Genomic DNA, 21503 nt, shown 5'->3' with positions numbered 1-21503 from the left:
GAACGCCCTCAATCGTGGATCTCAAATCTCTACCTCTGCTCCCCAGGCGACTGGAGGATGGCGGCAAGTTTGGGAGACGAAGCGACAGAAACCCACCCCTCAACGTTAGTAGGGGTGGGTAGTTCATGCTGACACCCAAGGAGCAAGAGCGGGGGGAACCGTGACGGTGAGAGCTACCGAATCAATCGATCTGGATGGTACTGGATCTAATAGTTTTATTTCTAACCGCATCAACGCTATCAGTTCCGGTACTGGAAATGCAGGCAACGTCAGGATCGAAACGGGGCGCTTGACCATCCGCAACGGAGCCGCTTTAGGCACTGCCACACAGAGCGCAGGTAACGGGGGCAATGTCAGCATCAATGCCACTCAATCTGTAGAGTTTAGCGGCAGCACTTCTGGTATAGTGGCTGGTTCTGTTAATGGTGCGACGGGAGATGCGGGCAACGTCACAATTAACACCGGACAGTTAACTCTCGGAGATGGCGGCGTTATCGCAACTCTTAGCGTCGGGGCAGGTAAAGCGGGAAATGTCACGATCGATGCCGATCGATCCGTAGAGCTGAGCGGCGCTTACAGAGGGATCGCGGCTGGAGCTTCTGGAACTGGAGATGCGGGCAACGTGACGATTAATACCGCCAGGTTGATTGTCCGCAATGGGGCAAGAGTAGCTGCTTTTACCACCAGCGATGGCAATGCCGGAAATATTACAGTCAATGCAGGCGAGTCAGTGGAACTGATTGGCACTTCACCCGATGGGGGAAGTCAAAGCAGTTTGGTTGTTGTCACCAGTGGTGTGGGAAATGCAGGCAAGGTCAGGATTAACACGGGGCGGTTGATTGTCCGAGATGGGGGAGGAGTGTTCGCTGGCACTTTCGGCAATGGCAATGCCGGAAATATTACAGTCAATGCGGGAGAGTCGGTGGAACTGATTGGCACTTCAGCCAATGGGCAAAACATCAGTTTCTTGCTTGCTGCCGCCAACATTGGGGCTGGAAATGCAGGCAACATCACGATTGAAACTAGGCGTTTGATTGCCACAGATGGCGCACTGATCAGTGCTAGCACTCTCGGCGGGGATGCCGGAAATATGACGATCGATGCGGCAGAGTCGGTGGAACTGATTGGCACATCAGGCGCGAGGCAAAATGAAACTAGCTTGCTTGCTATTACCACACGAGGTAATGGAGATGCAGGCAAGGTCAGGATTAACACGGGGCAGTTGATTGTTCGAGATGGGGCAACGGTGGCGGCTGGCACTTTGTTGGGTAGAGGCAATGGGGGAACGATCGCAATTAACGCTCAACAGTTGATTGTCCAAAATGGAGCAACGATAGCCGCTGGTAGTCTTGTGAGTGAAGGGGATGCTGGAACGATCGCCATTAACGCTTCTGAATTGGTAGAGTTGAGCGGCAGCGAACAACCCAGTAGTATAGGGGCTGGAACTCAAAATGGTGGAAAAGCTGGAGACGTGACAATTCAAACCGGACAGTTAATCGTCCGCGATCGCTCCCGCATCAATGTCAGTAGTATTCGCTTTGATGTTCCACAAGAGGAACTCAGCCCCATACAGCTAGCACAGTTGCAACAGGCGGGTTTAACCGATCTACTAAATCGAGATCCAGGAGATCCGGGCAGCATCAATATTACAGCCCGCTCTTTGCGTTTGGATAACCAAAGCGACCTTAACGCTTCATCGGAAACGGGGAATGGGGGGAATATTACCGTGCGATCGCGCAACATCCAACTGCGCCGTCAAAGTCTATTTTCCGCCGCCGGTAGTCCAACCAGAGTTACCAAAGAAGGCAGTATAGATATCAATACCCAAAGCTTAGTTTTATTAGAAGGAAGCAGCATCATCACCAGCGCCAACGATCCGCAAGGGGGAAGTAATATTGACATCAAACCCCGAAACGATTTAGGTCTTGCACTGTTCCAATCCGCCGATAGTATCATCAACGCCAGGGGACAACTAAACATCGAAGGCGATATTCAACCTCCTCACCCCAACATTCCCCAAATCGAAGTAGTAGATGCTACCAATTTAATCGCCGACCGCTGCGCCCCGGCGCGACAAGGCAGCAGCTTTGTAGTTACCGGACGAGGAGGCATTCCAGCAAGTCCCGACCAACCCCTGGGCGGAGAAAACCTACTGGTAGATTTGGTGACCGTCGATACAGGGGAGCAGGGGAGCAGCGTAGCACAGGCGTCTCGCCTGTGGGAGCAGAGGAGCAAAATGCCCAATACCAATAATGAAATAGTAGAAGCGACGGGGTGGATAATTAACGAACAAGGCCAAGTTGTTCTAGTTGCGGCACATACCGCTGCGGCGTACAATCCTGAAATAAAACCTATTAATTGCCATGTTCGCTAAACGTTATTTTTCTTAGCAGCAATTCTAAGCATATCTTCAACCTTTTTTGCTAAAGCAGTATTTCCTTCTGCTTGCAAAATTGGCAAACTCAGATGCCAGTATTCAACGGCACGGCTAAAATTACCTTGCATATAATATGCCGTCCCCATTGTAGCTAAAATAACACCTTCGAGAGGTCGAAAGCCAAATTCCCTGGCAATCGTCAAAGATTCTTGATAAAATTCAATCGCTTGAGTTGAGTTGTTGATAGACAGATAAGCATTGCCCAAAAGAGCCGTAATCCAACCAACTAATCCTCTGTTTCCTAAAGAACGAGCAATTTCTAAGGCTGGATTAAGGTATTCAATAGCACGGGCAGGTTGAGCTAATTTCAAGTACAAACTCCCCAGGGCCAATAAATTTGAACTTTCGAGGATGCGATTGCTCCCTTGTCGTGCAATTAGCAAAGATTGCTCGTAAGATTGAATCGATTTGGCGTAGTTTTCAAGATAATAGTAACTTTCTCCAAGCTCAAAATAAATCAGTGACAATAATTTTGAGTCTTGAATTTCCCGCGCGAATGCCAAACTAGATTCTAAATATTCAATTGCTTTGGCGCCTTCTCGCAATTGGTTGTAAGTAATTCCCAGCAGCAGCCTCACTGCTCCTTCTCCACGGCGGTCTTGAATTTCTCGATAGATAGTCAGTGCTTGTTCCCAAACCTGAATAGCCGCTTGAAATTGGTTAGCCTTGAAATGCTTGTATCCTTTATTGAAAAGTTGGTCGGCTTCAGTTTTACGCGCAAACTCTCCTTGCGCCCATACAGGTGGAGTAGCAGCCGGTATAGATGTTGTTTCCCCCGTTCTATTATTAGAGAACGTCACGGCTTTCCCTTGGGCTTGGTAAATCGTCATCGAAACGGTGGTTAGAAGGGTGATAACTGCACCTAATCCAAGTTTTTGCAGTTGCATAATTTTAACCTTCCTTTCAGTGTTGAAGGATTTGTTTTACTGCTCAACCAGACATATGTGTTGACTGAGGGGAGTTATGCAGTTTTCACCAAGCTTTGGCGATCTCGTAAAAATTCGTAACATTTACAAGCTACCCTACGGGGGGTTTTTCTCCTATCCTGTTAAGCAAAAAGTGGGTCGGACGCTTTGGTGAGGGGTATACTGATGGTGCAATCGAACCGTTGGGGTTGGCGGTTAGGGGTATTTTTGGCAATGGGTAGTGCGGCTCCGTTTGGCGAAGTCAATACTCATATTACCCGCTATAGTACGCTAGGGACACAAAGAAGCTTCGTGGCGTCAATTAACCCATCGCCCGACCAAATCGACGATCGTGAATTAATACCTATTAATTGCCATGTTCGCTAAACGTTATTTTGCTAAGCGGATACTTGCATTAATCTTATTTGCCCTGTTGGGATTGATAACCCCCATCGGCGTCCACGCCATTGGGCAAGAATATTCCTCACAAATTACCAATTCCCAATCCCTCATTCCCAGGGCAACAAATTTATACCAAACCGGAAGGTTTTCAGAAGCGGCAACTGCTTGGAAACAGGCGGCGGATGCCTTTGCAGCGAGTGGGGATAAATTGGGACAAGCAATGGCATTGAGCAATTTATGTTTAACTTACCAGCAACTGGGAGAATGGCAGAAAGCGGAGGATGCGATCGCTTCTAGTCTCACCCTACTCAAAAACTCACCATCGGGCACCCAACATAGAAAAATCCTAGCTCAAACCCTCAACATTCAAGGTCGCCTGCAATTCACTTTAGGACAAACAGAACAAGCTTTAACTACCTGGAAAACTGCTGGCGATACATATAAACAAGCAGGGGATGAAACTGGCGCCATCCGCATTACAATTAACCAAGCACAAGCATTACAAACTTTAGGAAATTACAATCAAGCTTGGCGGAATTTATTACAAAATGGCAAAAATTTATTAGCACAAAACGACTCAATTGTCAAAGCTGCGGTATTGCGGAACTTGGGAGATATATTGCGAGTAGTTGGGGAGCCAAGCGAAGTAGATGTATACTGGCTTTCATTGTGGAAAGATTGGCAGAAAAGTTTAGAAATAGATGAAAAAATAGATAGCTTAGAAAAATCGCAACAAATTTTCCAGAAAAGTTTAGAAATAGCCCAAAGATTGCAAATTAACCAAGAAATAGCCGAAACCCAGTTGAGTTTAGGAAACACAAACCGCGCCTTAGCAGCAACTAAAAACAATGCTAGCCAGTATTACGAACAAATCAAAGCTGCTAGGGAAAATTACGATCGAGTTATCAGCATTGGCGCACCAACAACCAAAATACAAGCGCAACTAAATCAATTGAGCTTATTATTAGAAGCAGAACAGTGGTTACGAGAAAGCAAAGAGGGAAATATAGTCAGGGAAGTTATATCCCAAATCCAGTCACAACTGGAATCTCAAATTGCTAAATGGCGCAACATCGAAGCAGAGATTCAACAACTACCCGCCAGTCGCCGGTCGATTTACGCTCGAATTAACCTAGCACAAAGTTTGACGAAAGCCAAAGATAAATTATCAGCCACCAATGACCAAGAAATAGTTCAATTATTAGAGAGGGCGGTACAACAAGCAAAAAATATCAAAGATGCGAGGGCAGAATCTTATGCATTGGGAACATTAGGATCAGTTTACGAACAAAATCGACAATATAATAAAGCAACAGACTTGACCCGCGCCGCACTAAACTTATCTCAGGCGATAAAAGCAGCAGATATTTCCTATCGGTGGGAATGGCAAATCGGCAGACTGCTGAAAGCACAGGAAAATAAAAAGGATGCGCTAGAGTATTACGCAGAATCCTTTCAAACCCTGCAATCGCTTCGCAGCGACTTAGTAGCAAGTAACCCAGAAGTCCAGTTTACCTTTCGAGATAGCGTCGAACCGATTTATCGGCAGTACGTGGATTTATTGTTGCAGAAAACCGCAACAGAACAAGGAGAAATAGCCCAAAAAGATTTAGAACAAGCGAGAAAAGTCATCGAAGCTTTACAACTAGCGGAACTGGATAACTTTTTCCGAGACGCTTGTTTAACAACTCAGGAAGTACAAATTGACAAAGTAGATGCAACAGCAGCCGTCCTGTATCCGATTATATTAGAAAATCGCATCGAACTAATTTTGAGCTTACCGGGACAACCCTTGCGTCAATACACGACAGCAAAGAATATACAGCAAAAAGAAGTAGAAACAACCTTAAATATTTTACAGAAATTGCTCGCCGACTCCAGAAACAGTCAAGATCCAGATATTCTGACTTATTCTAGACAATTGTACGATTGGTTGATCCGTCCTGCCGAAACAGAACTGAAAAATAGTCGGGTTAAAACCTTGGTATTCGTCTTAGATGGATTGCTGCGAAATATTCCAATGGCAGTTCTCAACGACGGGAACCAATATTTAATCGAAAAGTATAGCATCGCCCTCACCCCTGGATTGCAGTTACTCAAACCCCAACGATTAACAGAAGTAAGATTAACAGCTTTAGCAGCTGGTTTATCCGAAGCAAGGGAAAACTTTGAACCCTTACCGAATGTGGAATCTGAACTAAGGCTAATTCAGGCAAAACTTCCCAGTCAAGAACTGCTTAATCATACCTTTACCAGCGAAGCCATCCAAACAAATATAGAAGCATCTCCTTTCCCCGTCGTACATATCGCCACTCACGGAAATTTTAGTTCAAAAGCCGAAGAAACATTTATTTTGACTTGGGATGGACGAGTCAACGTCAAACAAATAGATCGAGTTTTGCGGACGGGAGAACTAGGCAGAGGTCAACCGATAGAATTACTCGTCCTTAGTGCTTGCGAAACCGCCCAAGGAGACAACCAAGCAGCATTAGGACTCGCGGGGGTAGCAGTAAGGGCAGGGGCGCGCAGTACCCTAGCAACCCTATGGCAAGTAAGCGATAAGTCTACTTCTATACTCATCGGTCAATTTTACAAAGAAATAACCGACAATAAAGATATAGCAAAAGCCGAAGCATTGCGTCGCGCTCAAGTGTATCTTTTAAAGAATAGCGAATATCAACTTCCCTATTATTGGTCACCCTTTGTTTTAGTCGGAAATTGGCAATAGATAAAACCATCATGAACGCACATCCTAATGACTTCTCGTGGCATTTTTGGCCTGCCCTCCCCATTTACCCATATAGTAAGCGGCGCACCCTTCGCAAAGAAGTCATTAAAGATACAGTCTGGACATTCGACCAACTTCAGGGCATCTTCTACGTAGTCGTCCCGATTCGCATGACCGTTGTTAAACTCTCCAAAGGTGGACTTCTCATTTACGCACCCGTTGCACCCACCCCAGAATGTATCCGACTCGTTAAAGAATTAGTAGCACAACACGGGGAGGTAAAATACATTATCCTGCCGACAATTTCCGGACTCGAACACAAAATTTTTGTCGGACCATTTGCCAGATATTTTCCTAACGCACAGGTATTTGTAGCGCCTTCCCAGTGGAGTTTTCCCCTAAACTTGCCCTTGAATTGGCTGGGTTTTCCTGGCAAACGCACATTTATACTGCCAGAAGATTGCACAAAAACCCCCTTCGCCGATGATTTTGATTATGCCATTTTAGGGCCAATCTATCTGGGACTGGGAAAGTTTGCAGAAGTAGCCTTTTTCCACAAAACTACAAACACCTTGTTAGTAACAGACTCGGTTGTTGTGATACCAGAAGAAGCGCCAGAAATTGTTCAAATTGACCCTTATCCCTTGCTCTTCCACGCCAGAAATCATGCCTCCGAGATAGTCTTCGACAGTCCAGCAAACCGTCGTAAAGGATGGCAGCGAGTTTCGTTATTTGCATTTTACTTCCGTCCCAGCGTATTAGAGACAATTAAACTAGGGCAGGCATTTCGCGATTCATTGCAAGCACCTGATCGGTCAAGGAAGGCTTATTTCGGCTTGTACCCTTTCAAATGGCAAAAAAACTGGAAACAGTCATTTGATGCCCTGCGCGGGGGCGGCAGGTTGCTTGTAGCGCCAATTTTACAAACGCTGATTCTCAATCGCGCGCCGCAAGAAACTATCGACTGGGCGGATAAAATAGCTAGTTGGGATTTTCAGCGTATTGTTCCCTGTCATTTTAGTTGTCCGATTGAAGCAAGTCCGGGTCAATTTCGGCAGGCGTTTGCGTTTCTGGAGAAGGGGTATTCTGGGTTTGAGGAGGATTTTGAATTGTTGAGGGAAATTGATGAAGGTTTGAATCGGTTGGGTATTGTGCCGCCACGGAAAGAGAAGATATAAATGAACCGCGAAGGCGCGAAGTACGCAAAGAAGAGGAGGAAGAGAAGGGAGGATTAACTGAGGTCGTATAAATAAACAAAGGCACCTGGACGTTCAAAGAAATTGATTTGTTTACCTATGGTGTCTAGGTAGGATTTAATTTTTTTATTTTCACTGGCGACGGTTGCGTGAGAAAAGAGTAACCAGACTCTTTTATTGCCGCGCAGTTTATCTAGGTCGTTTTTATATCGTTGCCATTCTGCTTCTGATAGTTTTTTTCCATCGTATTTATCTAAGTCGTCTACGCCAATGATGTAATCTCCTTTTTGATAGCCAAATTTTTCTGCGTAGTAGATGAATTGATATTTTCCCCGCTGATAGATGTATAGAGTATCTCCGGGTTGCTGATTGGTTTTGATATAACTAAGAACGGGTTTTATTTCGCCTCGTAGGTAAGGTTTGACTAAAAGTTGACTGGCACTTGCTATGGGGGGAGCGAGTAACAAGAATAATAGTAAAATATTGACTATAGGAGCAAATTTACAGCAGATTGCGAGCGAGTGAAGCAAAGCCTTAAGGCTGAGTTTGTGTAGCGGCAGCATTAATGCTGCCGCTACACAAACGAAGGTGTACCTGATCCGGCTGCAAACCGCTATATATCTGGTTTGGCTTCGAATGTAATCGACTCCTTCGGCAATCAGTAATATCACAAATGGAGTGAGGAATAATACCAGACGACTGCGAAACGGGTATTTCTGTAAAGCCGAGGCTAAAAATGTAACTAAAATGGGTGAAACTATAATTAATAGTGCTTGTTTGTTGCGACGATAGCAGGCGATACAGCCTACTACAAAAATAATTATAGCTAATCCATCGAATGGGCCATTAAAACCTAATGGTCTATAAAAGAATTTACCGAAAGCATCGAGATACCAAATAATATCTAAGGGGAATGATGGAAAAGCTGCCCGCCACGAGGTGAGTAAATCTTCGTCACCGCTCAAATTTTTAATCGATATCAAATAAAAAGCGACAAAGCTGATTATCCAACTTGAATAAATAACTAAATAATTGGCTAACTTTATGTTTTCTTTTTTAACTAATTTAAGTAAAAAACAACTTCCGCCAACGCCTGCTAAGACAAAAATAGCTGGATGGGAAAACCAGATAGCGATCGCTCCCCCTAAACTCAAAATTATCATCTCATAAATCCCCAACTTTTGCCTCAATAGACGCAAAGATATTAGAGAACAGAGTAAAGCGATCGCTAGATCGCAAGAATACTGTTTCACCTCAGAACTATAGTAAACCAAATAATGCAAACTAGCAAAAAGCCCCACCGCAATTGTAACCCCCCACCCCTGGATAAACCTGTTCGCCAACTGATAAAATAAAACCAAAGAGACGACACCACATATTAAAGGAAACAACCGCAAAGCATACTCATTATTGCCAAACACTTCAACCGCCAACTTCTCAACCATCAAAAAACCCAGAGGCGCACCTTGGTCATAATCTAAAGGCTGTAGCAATTCCCAAAAAGATCGATTAACAATATTCAAAGCCAAAACCGCTTCATCCGCCCAAAGAGAACGATTCCAAATATATTGAGCAACCCTAACAACAATCCCAAACCCGATTGCAAACCAAGCCACCTTCTCCGGAAAAACAAACTTATTAAATCCCTTTAACCTCTGCATATAAAATCCCCAAACAACAACCCAACGTCTCTACCTTCTCTTCTTCCTTCGCGCTCTTCGCGCCTTCGCGGTTCAATAAAAAAATCTCAATTCTTAAAGCGACTCCCGCCGAAAATCCCGCACAGCTACCAGATATTGTCCCAGAAAAGGCAGACCAGCGATCGCAGGCAACAAATACCTCGAAGTACAAAGCACACCCAACGCCGCCGCAGTAGGCGCAGCAAAATAAGGTTGATAAAACAAAATCAAAGCAGCATCCCGCGTCCCCACCCCCGCAAACGTCAGCGGCAGTAACCCCGCCAAAATCGCCAAGGGAGACAAAGCCAAATTTGCCAACATTGGCGTCCAAGCTTTAAGTGCAAGGATAAAAAACCAGATTTGCAAAAGGTGCAGAAACCAAATAAACACCGAAGTTAAACTTATTTTCAGCAACTGTAACTTATCCCGCCAAAAATAATCGTGCATTTCGCCCCAAGATAGACGCAACTTCTCCAACTTATGGCGCATTTTCTTAGGTACAACTGCCTTCCCTATAATAAAAAACACCGCCGCAAACTTCCGCGACCCTAAAAGCAAAACCCCCGTCACCAGTCCAAAAAGGACACTCCCCGTCATCACCCAAAATAACCAATCCTTATTCTGATAAACAATCAACCCAAACCCACACCACAACAACAGCGACAACATATCGCAAGCTTTCTCAAACACTACCAAAGAAAGCGACAGCGAACCATCCAAATGTCCCCGCTGCTTCATAAAATAAGCCTTAGCAATATCCCCCATTTTCGACGGCAAAACCATATTTAAAACACTCGCCGCCAAAATCAACTTATTCGCCTCAAACAACCCCAAATTAGACTTATTTGGCATCAATTGTTGCAACCGCCAAGCAGTAATACCCGTCAGGGGAACAACCATACCCAAACTAATCGCCATCCAGAAGCGATCGCAATTTTGAAAAACCCCAATCAACCCAGCCAAATCTATCTTCCAATAGATTACACCCAGGATAACCAAACTAACAAAAATAGAAACAACTCTCTTCATCTCCTCTCTTCTTCCTCTTCTCTGCGTCCTCTGTGCCTCTGTGGTTCGTTTAAATCGGTTCAGCGAGATAAACTTCAGTTTGATAAACTAAAGATACAAATCCATCCTCATCGCAACTCCCCTCAAACAACTGCTGCAAATCAGACAACAATTCCTGATATGCTTCCCCTGACTTTGGAATATATGAAGTACTCATAGCACGACCAACCAATCCCGCTAAATCTAACTTCTGCCTATAAGGAAATATAAACAGACGACGATTCACAAAAAGCGGACTTTCTAGAAAAGGTTGGATGGCATCGGAACGCTTTTCACCTGGATGATTGTTTGATGCTTTGCGGACTATGCTGCTATATTCAGCAGTGAATTGATCGTTGCGATCGCGCGTATTCCAGACTATAGCTAATCTCCCAGATGGCTTTAAAATTCGGTGAAACTCCGGCAGCGTTAATATAGGATTAAACCAGTGAAAAGATTGAAAGCAAGTTACTAAATCAACCTGATTATCGGGTAAATTAGTAGCCTCTGCGGTTCCATCTCGAAATTCTACCAAAGGATGGGGTGCAGCAGCTTGTCTCATTTCAGCATTTGGTTCAATTGCAATTACCCGTATGCTGTGTAAATCAGCTAGCAGACGTGAAGATATACCCGTACCAGCACCCACATCTGCTACTACTTCGGCAGTTTCTAATGAGGATATGATCGATGCGATCGCCTCCCTTGGATAACTCGGTCGATATTTAACATAATCCTCCACTCGGTCAGAAAATCTATCCAGCGGATTCATCTCATGCAATCGCATTTTCTGTGCATTTTCTTCCTTCATCAATACTTCCTTATTTGCTTAATTATCCGGAGGCAGAGCCTCCCACTTTCTCGCTCCCTGGCGGTCGCCTGGGAGCCAGCGGCAGCCAGGGGCAGCCACGGGCAGCCACGGGCAGCCACGGGCAGCCGGAGGCAGAGCCTCCCACTTTCTCGCTCCCAGGCGACCGCCTGGGAGCAAGGTATGCGAGGCTCTGCCTCGCTGTCAAAAATTGCGTTCCAATTTTAACGTCTTACCCGCAGAAAGTTTCTTCACTTCCTCAGTTAAATCCATCCAAGGTTGCAATTGACCTAACTGAAAAGTCCGACTCATCACCACATAAATCGAAGTTTGATCGCAACCAATCCCCGCACTCACAACATTCTTCCACGACATCGCTACCAATTCATCCATCACTACCCATCCATCATTTTCCCATTTTAAAACCCGCGTAAACTTAAAAGGTGCATCTTTTTTACCCGTAATTAGCATTTTTTGCAGTAACTTGCGAATCAAATTCGGGAAAAATCGCCCAAAAGAAAGCATCACCACGCGCAGAATTAACAAATTTAGCGGCGTCATTTGTTTTTGTTTTGCCCACCCCAACTGACCTTGAATTGTAATCGTGTCATCCTCTAATTTTACTTGATATTTGTCAACCAGATGCCCCACGGCATTTTTCACTTTTTTACCCTCGCGTACTAGCAGGGAAAACTGCGTATCCGAAGCTACTAATTTTTTCCCCCGAAACAGCTTAAAAACACCGCCTTTATTCAAGGCCAAATAAAGTTCTGTATCCCCGCGTCGTTCGAGCAAAATTTGCGCTTCTTTTAACCAAAGACTATCATTAGTACGCGGTGCGGGTGCGGGTCGCTCTGCCACAAAATCTCGCCAAGCGAGTAGATAATTCCAAGTATGGTGACCGATAATATGGTCGTCAGCATAACAAGGTGCAAGATTGTTAGCAAGTGCCACTAAAAAGCGGTCATTTATCCTCAGTGCATCTGGCATCCACCGCCCGACTAATTCAAACCCGTGGGGGAAAAAGTTATAGGTATTTCGACTGGCATATTCTCCCCCGTAAGAGCCATCTGGATGCACGAAATGCGCCGCTAAATCAACCGCTTTAATCAGTGCTTCTTTCAATCTTATATCGGGTCTAATTTGATAAATTCTCGCCAAACAAGTAATCGTCAGCGTATGATACCCCGGATCGCAACCTTCGTATTCTTGAAACCAACCTTCAGCGTTTTGCCAATCTAAAACCCGTTCCAAACGTAGCGCTTTCGCTTTATCCCACTGGGTAGTTGATAATAGTTTAGAAAGCAATTCTAAACCCAAGACAATTAAAGCTTGGTGATTGGTCAATCTGCCGCTTTCATTGTGATGAGCTAACCAATTTGCCCGCTTCTCAAAAAACTTGAGAATCTCGTCATTTTTTAATTTTAATTCTGTGTAACTTTCAATACAAGCCAGTAGGGAGAAAGCAGCAGCGCCCCCCGCTCTTTCGTAGGGGAAATAATCATCGCAGGAGCCGTCGCGATGGGCGCTGCGGGCGGCGTAGAGTATTCCGGCTTCGACCCAATCTCGAATCACCCGCCTTCTATAAAAGGGATTATTCGGCACAGCGGTATGATAAACCAGCGCCAAAGGCCAGACAAATTCCTGTGCCATACCGCTGGGAAAATCGATGATTTTGTATTGCCAGAAGTTGCGGTCAAAACAGCCATAAGTGGGGCTGTGGGGATTGCGGTCTAGCAATGTTAATATTTTGGGAATTTGGGCGAGTGCTTCGCGGGCGAATAAGTCTTTGGTCATTGGTAATTGCTAATTGCAAGCTTGCTAATTGCTAATGGCTAATTGCTAATTGTTTATAGTTCGTTGTTCCTCTGCTCCTCTGCTCCTCTGCTTCTTTCTGCGTCCATTCTTCGCATCCGTAATTGAATTTCTTCCATGAGTTTGCGATTGACTGATAGTAAATCTGCTACTAAACCAAACATCCATAGTTGAAAACCGATTAAAATTAGAATTGTCGCCAATATTAAGCTGGGAATTCTCGTGCGAGCCGTACCTTGAAAGAAATAAATTAACCAGCGCAATCCTAATAAAAATCCGGCGCTAAATGGCACGGTTCCTAATATTAAGAAAAAGCGGAGCGGTCTGTAAACCATGAAGATTCGCAGGATGGTAAAAATCGACCGCTTGATATAAGTTGGAATGCTTTTAACTAGGCGCGAAGGGCGTAAATAACCGTTGGTTCTAATTGGAACTGATGTCATTACAATCCCTTTTTGTCCGGCTTGAATAATCGTTTCTAATGTATAGGTATATTCGTTAAATACGTTCATCCGCATTGCCGCTTCGCGAGTGAAGGCGCGAAAGCCACTGGGCGCATCGGGAATATCTGTACTGCTGGCGAGGCGCACTACCCAACTGCCGAATTTTTGCAGGAGTTTTTTGATGGGTGAAAAGTGTTTGATTTTGAAAATCGGTCTGGCACCGATCACAATTTCGGCTCGGCCTAATAAAATTGGTTCAATTAATTTGGGAATATCTTCTGCACAGTATTGGTTATCGGCATCGGTGTTAACAATAATATCTGCACCGGCTTTGATACTTGCTTCTAATCCTGCCATGAATGCTTTGGCTAAACCTCGATTGGTGGTCAAGCGCACGATATGATCGACTCCGTAAGCTTTGGCAACCTCTACGGTGTTGTCAATACTGCCATCGTCGATGATGAGCCATTCGATAATATCAATGCCGGGAAGCTGGCGAGGGAGTGCGTTTAGGGTTGTTCCCAGGGTGCTTTCCTCGTTGTAACAGGGAATTTGGATAATCAGCTTGGTCATGGGTGGATTTCCCAGATGGGAAATTTCATCGCAGGGAAAGCATGATATTACCAGAGTCGGATGGTTGTGCGATATGCCTCCCTTCCGCACTCGCGAACGCTTCCCCTCCCCAAACCACCCAATTTCTGGCAACTTTCAATCATCGATGGTTGGTAGGGGCACGGCAAGATTAACATTGTTCGCGATGCCAATATATTCTGATGCCGTGCCCCTACAGCGCTGTATCCCGATCGTCATTCCGGGAATTACGTTCAAGATATAGATCGATAAAGTCTTCCGCAGCAGCTTCATCTATCTGTCGCAAGGCTTTGATGATTTCGGTGACTGCTTCCGCCAATGGATCGCTAACTTCATTCACCCATTGGTAAACGGTGGAACGGTTGATGCCCATTTTCACGGCTAGCCGATTTTGGGCAATGCCATAGGTTTCTAGTACTTGTCTGAGTGCCTTACCTGCTTTTCCCATGCTCAAAGTTTATGTCTGGTCGTCATTCTGAACAATGCGCCCCAGGTACAGCACTAGAAACTCTTTCGCCGCCGCTTCGTTTATCTTCTCCAAGGCTGAAACAATCTCGGTCACTGCTTCAGCCGAAGGATCTCTGGTTTCGTTGAACCACTGGCTGACGGTAGACCGATTGATGCCCATTGTCAACGCTAGTCGATTTGGGCAATGCCGTAGCTTTCGAGTACTTGCCTGAGTGCCTTTCCTGCCTTTCCCATGCACCCAATATTGTCAGAGGAACATAACCAAGTAAATGTTCTCAATTGAGCGCATACGGGTATGATCTTATCCTTCTCGATTGAGAACAGAGGGATTTGTCAGCAATTCAGGTAAACCCAAATGATAGAAAATTTGACTGCTGATAGTAGCCAAATGCCTACTGTGTCTATCGCTGATGCAATACCAGCTTCAGATCAACCAGCCAATCGCATGATTCTGATTGGTACGCCAGATTGGATTAAGCAAAAGATCCACAGTTTGCACGTTGCGCGTATCGCGGCAATTTGGGCTTGGAGTCAACCAGTACCAACGCGCAACAAAGGTGAAATGATTAGCGTTCTGAAATGTCCGCGAGTGCAGGCTTGAGATTGAAATGAGGAGCAATCCAAATTATGATTGACGATCCCGAAAAAGAGCCTTACCGTTGGGACGAACCCATCGTTGCAGACAGCCCCAAGCAGGCACAGAAAGACTGCCAGAAACGAGCCGATCGGTATGGGGTTGAACTCGAATCAGTCACCGAACCCCGCAAAATTGAAGCTCGTCCACAAGTGTACCGTTGTAACTACAAGGAGAAACAGTAATGGTTGTTTTGGAATGCGTCAAACCAGGGGCTAAACCGGGTCAAATCATCCTCGCCGTCGATCTGACGATTGCGGGTTTAGCGGCTGAAGTTTTAGCTGCGATCGAGGATCTGGGTTACAAACCAGAAATTCGGCATGTCGCCTATCCGTCTGGTGTTCACGTACTGGCAGTTCTGAAGGATGAACAGCATCAGGCATCCGTGGATGGTGAATACTTACTCGAAGAATGGCAACAACTGCGATCGCACATCAATCCAGATGCCGTGCATTTGTGGCGTGGTAAGTAGAATTGGTAGGGGCACGGCACGATTAACATTGTTCGCAAGCCAATATATTTTTGATGCCGTGCCCGTACAGCAATTGATGGGTGCGATATGCCTCCCTTCCGCACTCGCGGGAGCATCTCCACCCCACACAAACCCGGTTTCTGGGAATTGCGATCGCGAGCGCGCTAAAATTCTCCCATGAAACACAAATTGGCAATTCGGTGTTGGAAGTGGAAAACCGCACAGCGAGCGCTACTTGCAGGTTGTGCGATCGCTTGCATTTGCCCTGTCGCGAAGTCTCAAATCGTCCCAGATCGCACTCTGCCAATCAATTCCACCGTTGAAGTGCAAGGTGAAGCTAATCTAATTCAAGCAGGAACAACAGCGGGTGGAAATCTTTTCCACAGTTTTGAACTGTTTTCCGTTCCTACGGGTATCGAAGCTTACTTTAACAACGCACAGAATATCCAAAACATTATCGCCCGCGTGACTGGTGGTTCTATTTCTAATATTGATGGTTTCATTAAAGCTAATGGGACGGCTAATTTATTTTTAATCAATCCCAACGGAATTATTTTTGGTGCTAATGCAAGGCTAAATATTGGTGGTTCTTTTATTGGTACGACAGCGAATAGTCTCAAGTTTGCCGATGGGACAGAGTTTAGTGCTGTTAATCCGCAAATTGCGCCTTTGTTAACAATTAACGTTCCGATTGGGTTACAAATGGGTGCAAATCCAGTCAGGATTTTATTGCAGGGTTCAGGGCATAATTTTACACTTGGTAAAATTGCCGAAATTCAAAGAGAAAATAGCCCTCAAGGTTTAGCAGTACAACCCGGAAGAACCTTAGCTATTGTAGGAGGTGAAATAAGATTAGAAGGTGGAACCTTACAAGCTCCAGGAGGGAGAATTGAGTTAGGAGGATATTCGCGAACTGGAATTATAACACTCAATAGCAATGGGAGCTTGAGTTTTGCTGATTCTGCCGAACGAGCTGATGTTGCGATCGCTAATCGATCTAGAATTAATGTGAGAACGGATGGCGGCGGCAGTATTAATATTAATGCCCGCAATTTAGAAATTAGTTCTGGAAGTATTTTAGAAGCTGGAATCGCCGAAAATTTAGGTTCGCCTGGTGCAATAGCTGGAAATATTGAGATAAATGCAACGGGTAAGGTTGCGATCGCGGGTGCAAGTCTTAGTCCACAAGAATTCTTTACCGCTATTATTAACGATGTCGGCGCGCCCGGTATTGGTAACGGTGGCGAAATTAACATCACAACCGAGTTGCTTGAAGTAACTGATGGAGCAGTTTTAATTACCAGTACTAGAGGATTAGGCAACGCAGGCAGCATTAATATCAATGCCCGTGACAGGATCTATTTTACTGGACAGCGGCCTTTTACACGCAATAATACTGATATTTATTCGAGTGGATCCTTCAGCAGAGTGGAAGGTACAGGCGCAGGGCAGGGGGGAAATATTAACATCAATACCGGGTCGTTGTTTGTTACTAACGGTGCAGTTTTGACGGCTAGTACCTTGGGACAAGGAAGTGCAGGAAATATCAATATTAATGTTCGCGATCGGGTTTTGTTTGATGGAGAAGGAGCCAATGAATTTTCCAGCGGTGCGTTCAGTCGGGTGAGAGGGGGAGCAGTTGGAGAAGGGGGTAATATTAATATCGCAGCTAGGTCGCTTGAGGTGAGCAATGGTGCTTTGGTCACTACCAGCACCAACGGAGAGGGAAACGGAGGAAATATCTGGATTAACACAGTTGATGCAGTAACTTTATCTGGGTTTGGCATTTATGATGGATTTTCTAGTGGATTATTTAGCCAAACAGAGCGGCTGGCATCTGGGCGCGGTGGAAATATTATAGTCAATACAAATGTGTTGCGAGTGCAAAATGGCTCCGTGATTAACGCTGCAACAATTAGGGACACAAATGGTGGCAACGTTACTATTAACGTTAATACTTTTGCAGCTATAAATGGCGGACAAGTATTTACTACAACTAACAGTGGTGGCAAAGCTGGCGACATTAGAATTAATGCGATCGCACGCATAATTATCTCTGGAAGCGACTCCACGTTTACGAATCGACTGGCTCAATTTGGTGCTGAAAACGTCGCGGGCGTTGGTGCAAATAGCGGACTGTTTGCAAATACGGCAGTTGAGTCAAAAGGTGCGGGAGGAAATTTAACCATTCAAACTGGACAGTTGCAACTTGAAGCAGAAGCTAAAATTTCTGTTAGTGCAGATGGAGAAGGGGCAGCAGGCGATCTTAATATTACAGCTAATTCTATCGAGTTAGATAACAGTAGCCTGAATGCCGAAACTCAAGCGGGTAATTTTGGTAATATTCGACTGCGATCGCATAACATAATATTGCGGGATGGCAGCGCGATCGCAACAAATGGCAGAACAAGTGCTACGGGTGGTAATATCATCATCAATACGGGTGTTTTAGCAGCATTAGAAAATAGCGATATTACCGCCAATGCGGAAAGAGGTGATGGAGGTAGAGTGCAAATTAATTCCCAAGGAATTTTTGGCACTCAATACCGTCAACAAGCAACGCCACAAAGCGATATTACTGCTAGTTCGACATTTGGACGAGAAGGAGAAGTTAACCTCAACACTCCAGATGTTAACCCCAGTCAGGGATTATTAGATTTATCCCCGCAATTTGTCGATACGTCAAGACAAATTGTCTTGGGTTGTTCTCCCGATGAAGATAATAGGTTAAGCGTCACCGGGCGCGGTGTACCGCCTCAACCAGCAGAAGCACTTCGCAGCGAGGCTGTAATATTTAATCAACTCGAAAATCAATCGGAAACAGTTACTCCACAAAATACACCTACCCAGATAGTAGAAGCAACTGGATGGATCAGAAACGATCGAGGTGAGATTGTTTTAGTAGCTTCTCCTCCTACTAATAGGTTGTTGCGGATTTCAGGAAATTGTCATGCACCTTAAACGATCGAGAAAATTTTGCACCTGCCTATTCACCCGCCAGGGATTAAAATCCCTGGCTCATAGCTTAAGTCCACTGAAGTGGACTAAATTTTATTTTCCAGTCCACTTGAGTGGACTTCAGCTATTAGCCCGCAAATTGATTTGCGGGCGGTTTATGGGAAAAATGCGAAATCTGAGTATATTTATTCTGTTCTTAATAACGCTGGTTTTAACTTTGATTATACCAAGTGAAGCGGGGGAGCGATCGCCCGCTTCTCCGGCTTTACAGCTAACAATTCAAGCCCAAAAAATTCATCAAGCTGGACAGTTTGAAGCCGCTGCCCGAATTTGGCAACAAGCAGCAGATCTTTCGGCTCAAATTGGGGATAAAGAGGGAATGACTTCAAGTCTAATTAATAAAGCCGAAGCATGGCAAAGTTTGGGGCGCTATCCTTTAGCTTGCAACACTTTATTACAAGCTTTTGAAGTCGGCGAAACTAGCTGCGAAAAATTAATCCAACACCATCAAACTTTGCTCGATCGATCTAATAATCCAAATCTTGACTTTTTGTTTCATCCCCTTGACAAACGACCTGATTCTATCTCCAAAGCGATTGGGTTACGGGGGTTAGGCGATGTCTTGCAAAAATTAGGCGATTTAGAATTATCTACACAAGTTTTATCGCTGAGTTTAAAAGTTGCCCAAAGATTGCCCTCTCCCGAAGCAGAAAGTGCCGCTTTGCTGAGTTTGGGAAATGTAGAACGAAGTAAAGGTTATAGAGAAGAGCAAAGTTTTACTAGCGTCGAACCCTTAAACTGTCCTCATGCTAGTTACTCTAATACTAAAGAACGCTATCAACGCGCTGCTGAATATTACGGACAGGCAGCGATAAAATCTGCGTCAAACGCTACAAAAAACCAGGCACAAATTAATTATATAAGTGTGGCTATCGCACTCCAACAACCATCAAGAATACAAACTTTATTACCTCAAATCATAGCTGAAATCGATCGCTTACCAAGGGATAGAATAACTATTGCATCTCGCATCAACTTGGCGCACAATTTAATTTGCTTAAAACAAGTTAATGCCGCTGTCGCTCCTAGTTGGAAAGAAATTGGTCAATTATTAGCCACATCTGTGCAACAAGCAGAGGAAATTGGCGATTTACGATCCAAATCTTATGGTTTAGGATATTTAGGTAGACTGTACGAAGTGACTCAAAATTTTAGCGATGCTCAAATTTTGACCCTGGAAGCTTTAAGATTAGCCAAGGAAGCGACAGCAGCGGATATTGCTTACCAATGGCAATGGCAATTAGGTAGATTGGGGGAAAAACAGGGGAGAGTGGGGGATGCGATCGCATTTTACACCGAAGCATTCTACACCATACAATCTTTGCGCGGCGATTTAGTTGGAATCGAAAATCCAGACATCCAGTTTTCTTTTCGAGACAGCATCGAACCTGTCTATCGTCAATTAGTTAAATTACTCTTACAATCTCACTCACCAACTCAAAACAATTTAGAATTTGCTCGAAACATTATTCAATCTCTCGATATTGCCGAATTGGAAAAATTTCTCCGGTGCAGTTTGGTAGAAAACAATCCAAAGCAACTGGACGAAATAATTAACCAACAAAGTCAAACAGCAGCAATTTATCCGATTATTTTAGATAACCGCTTAGAAATTATCCTCAAATTACCCAACCAACCGTTAATTCATCGTTGGACTGCTTTACCACCATCTCAAGAAGTTGAAAATACGCTAAACAATTTATTTGTTGCCTTGAGTAAATTGGCAGACTTGGAAACGACGGTTTTACCCTTGTCTCAAACAGTTTACGATTGGTTAATCAAACCCATCAAACCAGATTTAAACGACATCAAAACCTTGGTATTTGTTCTAGATAGCGAACTGCGAAAAATTCCCCTGGCATCTCTCTACGACAGGGAACAGAAACAGTATCTAGTCCAACAGTATGCCACAGCAATTGTTCCCAGTTCCCAAGTTTTAGTATCCTCCAAACAATTTAACCAGGTTTTAATCGCTGGATTAAGCGGGAGTCGAGATTTAATCATAAGACAGCAAAAATTTAACTTTGTTGCCTTAAATCATATCAAAAGCGAATTGCAGCAAATCCAGGCAACTTTGCAGCGGTTAAAGATAGATTCGACAATTTTGCTAGATGACAAATTTAGAACTGAAAATTTTCAAATTCAACTCAATTCATCCGACTATAACGTGGTTCATTTAGCAACTCACGGTAATTTTAGTTTCGACCCCAAGTTAACTTTTATTTTAACCGCTTCACCAGAGCCAATTGATGCGATACAATTGCAGGAAATATTGCGAATTAGAAGCCAAAGTAGATCTGAAGAGATTTCTTTATTAGTTTTAAGTGCTTGTCAAACTGCTCAAGGAGATAAACGCGCTACTTTAGGATTAGCTGGAGTAGCTGTAAAGTCGGGTGCGCGCACTACTTTGGGGACATTGTGGCAGGTGGATGATGCTTCTACTAGCACTTTAATGAGTCGGTTTTATCAAGGATTGGCTTTAAATAAACTGACGAAAGCTGTGGCGCTTCAGCAGGCGCAACTATCTTTGTTAAAGGATGAAAAAAATAAACAGCATCCCTATTATTGGTCGCCTTATATTTTGGTGGGAAATTGGTTGTAAGTGCAGCGGCAGGATTAATCCTGCCGCTACACAAGCAAAGTCTGCCTACGCAGACTGAAGAAAAAAAGGGGTCAGGACTTACACGCGACGATTTTATCACCTTTGTTTCTTGCTACGATCTCTGGTTCCCAAACCGACGATTTTTCATAGAAACAAAGGTGATTTGCGTAGTCGTGGGGATATATTAATCGGATTTGCTATCAGTCCGTTTTAACGGACTTTCGCTATTAGCCAGGGATTTGAATCCCTGGCGGACTGTTG

18 protein-coding genes are annotated in these 21503 nt (G+C 44.4%); 10 read left to right on the top strand and 8 right to left on the bottom strand.

All coding sequences use genetic code 11. The features are described 5' to 3' along the window. Nucleotides 1–166: 166 nt before the first annotated feature. Entirely contained in the window at nucleotides 167–2374 is a 2208-nt protein-coding gene (locus tag MiSe_RS10825; protein ID WP_226578671.1) for a beta strand repeat-containing protein, read from the top strand. Here the strand turns inward: MiSe_RS10825 and MiSe_RS10820 are convergent. Continuing rightward, complete coding sequence (locus MiSe_RS10820; protein ID WP_226578668.1) at nucleotides 2371–3324, bottom strand: tetratricopeptide repeat protein; 954 nt, start codon at nucleotides 3322–3324, stop codon at nucleotides 2371–2373. The two genes, MiSe_RS10825 and MiSe_RS10820, sit on opposite strands and share 4 nt — an antisense overlap. A gap of 204 nt (nucleotides 3325–3528) precedes the next feature. Here MiSe_RS10820 and MiSe_RS10815 point away from each other — a divergent pair, with 204 nt between their 5' ends. The 3 genes from MiSe_RS10815 to MiSe_RS10805 are packed head-to-tail and all read left to right on the top strand — an operon-like array spanning nucleotide 3529 to nucleotide 7650. Then, entirely contained in the window at nucleotides 3529–3729 is a 201-nt protein-coding gene (locus tag MiSe_RS10815; RefSeq protein WP_226578665.1) for a hypothetical protein, read from the top strand. Beyond that, the gene (locus MiSe_RS10810) at nucleotides 3719–6472 is read left to right on the top strand and encodes a CHAT domain-containing protein (protein ID WP_226578662.1); all 2754 of its coding nucleotides are present in this window, start codon (nucleotides 3719–3721) and stop codon (nucleotides 6470–6472) included. The genes MiSe_RS10815 and MiSe_RS10810 overlap by 11 nt, the downstream gene beginning before the upstream one ends. Before the next feature lie 11 nt (nucleotides 6473–6483). Beyond that, the gene (locus MiSe_RS10805; RefSeq protein ID WP_226578660.1) at nucleotides 6484–7650 is read left to right on the top strand and encodes a DUF4336 domain-containing protein; all 1167 of its coding nucleotides are present in this window, start codon (nucleotides 6484–6486) and stop codon (nucleotides 7648–7650) included. A gap of 53 nt (nucleotides 7651–7703) precedes the next feature. Here MiSe_RS10805 and MiSe_RS10800 read toward each other — a convergent pair whose 3' ends face one another. The 7 genes from MiSe_RS10800 to MiSe_RS10770 form a co-directional block, all read right to left on the bottom strand. After that, nucleotides 7704–9329 carry a glycosyltransferase family 39 protein gene (locus tag MiSe_RS10800; RefSeq protein ID WP_226578657.1) on the bottom strand — a complete coding sequence of 542 codons (1626 nt, stop codon included), beginning with the start codon at nucleotides 9327–9329 and terminating at the stop codon, nucleotides 7704–7706. A 93-nt stretch (nucleotides 9330–9422) separates the two neighbouring features. Beyond that, nucleotides 9423–10376 (bottom strand): lysylphosphatidylglycerol synthase transmembrane domain-containing protein, encoded by a 954-nt coding sequence (locus MiSe_RS10795; RefSeq protein ID WP_226578654.1) that lies wholly within the window; start codon nucleotides 10374–10376, stop codon nucleotides 9423–9425. 49 nt (nucleotides 10377–10425) lie between these two features. Next, entirely contained in the window at nucleotides 10426–11202 is a 777-nt protein-coding gene (locus MiSe_RS10790) for a class I SAM-dependent methyltransferase (protein WP_226578651.1), read from the bottom strand. 201 nt (nucleotides 11203–11403) lie between these two features. Then, nucleotides 11404–12996 carry a hypothetical protein gene (locus tag MiSe_RS10785; protein WP_226578648.1) on the bottom strand — a complete coding sequence of 531 codons (1593 nt, stop codon included), beginning with the start codon at nucleotides 12994–12996 and terminating at the stop codon, nucleotides 11404–11406. A 53-nt stretch (nucleotides 12997–13049) separates the two neighbouring features. Further along, nucleotides 13050–14030, bottom strand: a complete 981-nt coding sequence (locus tag MiSe_RS10780) for a glycosyltransferase family 2 protein (RefSeq protein ID WP_226578645.1) — start codon at nucleotides 14028–14030, stop codon at nucleotides 13050–13052. A 211-nt stretch (nucleotides 14031–14241) separates the two neighbouring features. Next, entirely contained in the window at nucleotides 14242–14496 is a 255-nt protein-coding gene (locus MiSe_RS10775) for a helix-turn-helix domain-containing protein (protein WP_226578641.1), read from the bottom strand. 9 nt (nucleotides 14497–14505) lie between these two features. Beyond that, nucleotides 14506–14676, bottom strand: coding sequence for a helix-turn-helix domain-containing protein (locus tag MiSe_RS10770; protein ID WP_307731329.1), 171 nt, complete (start codon nucleotides 14674–14676; stop codon nucleotides 14506–14508). A gap of 195 nt (nucleotides 14677–14871) precedes the next feature. Between MiSe_RS10770 and MiSe_RS10765 the strand changes: the two genes are divergently transcribed. From MiSe_RS10765 to MiSe_RS10740, 6 genes are read left to right on the top strand one after another with little or no spacing between them, the layout of a single operon-like run. Then, nucleotides 14872–15117 (top strand): hypothetical protein, encoded by a 246-nt coding sequence (locus MiSe_RS10765; RefSeq protein ID WP_226578638.1) that lies wholly within the window; start codon nucleotides 14872–14874, stop codon nucleotides 15115–15117. 26 nt (nucleotides 15118–15143) lie between these two features. Beyond that, complete coding sequence (locus MiSe_RS10760; RefSeq protein WP_226578635.1) at nucleotides 15144–15335, top strand: hypothetical protein; 192 nt, start codon at nucleotides 15144–15146, stop codon at nucleotides 15333–15335. Then, nucleotides 15335–15622, top strand: a complete 288-nt coding sequence (locus MiSe_RS10755; RefSeq protein ID WP_226578632.1) for a hypothetical protein — start codon at nucleotides 15335–15337, stop codon at nucleotides 15620–15622. Before MiSe_RS10760 ends, MiSe_RS10755 begins: the two co-directional genes overlap by 1 nt. Continuing rightward, entirely contained in the window at nucleotides 15594–15803 is a 210-nt protein-coding gene (locus tag MiSe_RS10750; protein ID WP_226578629.1) for a hypothetical protein, read from the top strand. The genes MiSe_RS10755 and MiSe_RS10750 overlap by 29 nt, the downstream gene beginning before the upstream one ends. After that, the gene (locus MiSe_RS10745; protein ID WP_226578627.1) at nucleotides 15800–18583 is read left to right on the top strand and encodes a two-partner secretion domain-containing protein; all 2784 of its coding nucleotides are present in this window, start codon (nucleotides 15800–15802) and stop codon (nucleotides 18581–18583) included. Before MiSe_RS10750 ends, MiSe_RS10745 begins: the two co-directional genes overlap by 4 nt. Next, entirely contained in the window at nucleotides 18573–21242 is a 2670-nt protein-coding gene (locus tag MiSe_RS10740) for a CHAT domain-containing protein (protein WP_226578625.1), read from the top strand. The genes MiSe_RS10745 and MiSe_RS10740 overlap by 11 nt, the downstream gene beginning before the upstream one ends. Nucleotides 21243–21503: the final 261 nt, after the last annotated feature.

The sequence above is a fragment of the Microseira wollei NIES-4236 genome (assembly GCF_020521235.1).
Taxonomy (GTDB): domain Bacteria; phylum Cyanobacteriota; class Cyanobacteriia; order Cyanobacteriales; family Aerosakkonemataceae; genus Microseira; species Microseira wollei.
The sequence above is the reverse complement of the archived record's forward strand: the minus strand, read 5'-3'. Positions and strand labels throughout refer to the sequence as shown.

What these genes read in the sequence shown, in the direction of transcription:
- MiSe_RS10820 (WP_226578668.1), bottom strand. Translation starts at nt 3,324, where the DNA reads ATGCAACTGCAAAAACTTGGATTAGGTGCAGTTATCACCCTTCTAACC.
- MiSe_RS10815 (WP_226578665.1), top strand. Translation starts at nt 3,529, where the DNA reads ATGGTGCAATCGAACCGTTGGGGTTGGCGGTTAGGGGTATTTTTGGCA.
- MiSe_RS10810 (WP_226578662.1), top strand. Translation starts at nt 3,719, where the DNA reads ATGTTCGCTAAACGTTATTTTGCTAAGCGGATACTTGCATTAATCTTA.
- MiSe_RS10805 (WP_226578660.1), top strand. Translation starts at nt 6,484, where the DNA reads ATGAACGCACATCCTAATGACTTCTCGTGGCATTTTTGGCCTGCCCTC.
- MiSe_RS10800 (WP_226578657.1), bottom strand. Translation starts at nt 9,329, where the DNA reads ATGCAGAGGTTAAAGGGATTTAATAAGTTTGTTTTTCCGGAGAAGGTG.
- MiSe_RS10795 (WP_226578654.1), bottom strand. Translation starts at nt 10,376, where the DNA reads ATGAAGAGAGTTGTTTCTATTTTTGTTAGTTTGGTTATCCTGGGTGTA.
- MiSe_RS10790 (WP_226578651.1), bottom strand. Translation starts at nt 11,202, where the DNA reads ATGAAGGAAGAAAATGCACAGAAAATGCGATTGCATGAGATGAATCCG.
- MiSe_RS10785 (WP_226578648.1), bottom strand. Translation starts at nt 12,996, where the DNA reads ATGACCAAAGACTTATTCGCCCGCGAAGCACTCGCCCAAATTCCCAAA.
- MiSe_RS10780 (WP_226578645.1), bottom strand. Translation starts at nt 14,030, where the DNA reads ATGACCAAGCTGATTATCCAAATTCCCTGTTACAACGAGGAAAGCACC.
- MiSe_RS10775 (WP_226578641.1), bottom strand. Translation starts at nt 14,496, where the DNA reads ATGGGAAAAGCAGGTAAGGCACTCAGACAAGTACTAGAAACCTATGGC.
- MiSe_RS10770 (WP_307731329.1), bottom strand. Translation starts at nt 14,676, where the DNA reads ATGGGCATCAATCGGTCTACCGTCAGCCAGTGGTTCAACGAAACCAGA.
- MiSe_RS10765 (WP_226578638.1), top strand. Translation starts at nt 14,872, where the DNA reads ATGATAGAAAATTTGACTGCTGATAGTAGCCAAATGCCTACTGTGTCT.
- MiSe_RS10760 (WP_226578635.1), top strand. Translation starts at nt 15,144, where the DNA reads ATGATTGACGATCCCGAAAAAGAGCCTTACCGTTGGGACGAACCCATC.
- MiSe_RS10755 (WP_226578632.1), top strand. Translation starts at nt 15,335, where the DNA reads ATGGTTGTTTTGGAATGCGTCAAACCAGGGGCTAAACCGGGTCAAATC.
- MiSe_RS10750 (WP_226578629.1), top strand. Translation starts at nt 15,594, where the DNA reads ATGCCGTGCATTTGTGGCGTGGTAAGTAGAATTGGTAGGGGCACGGCA.
- MiSe_RS10745 (WP_226578627.1), top strand. Translation starts at nt 15,800, where the DNA reads ATGAAACACAAATTGGCAATTCGGTGTTGGAAGTGGAAAACCGCACAG.
- MiSe_RS10740 (WP_226578625.1), top strand. Translation starts at nt 18,573, where the DNA reads ATGCACCTTAAACGATCGAGAAAATTTTGCACCTGCCTATTCACCCGC.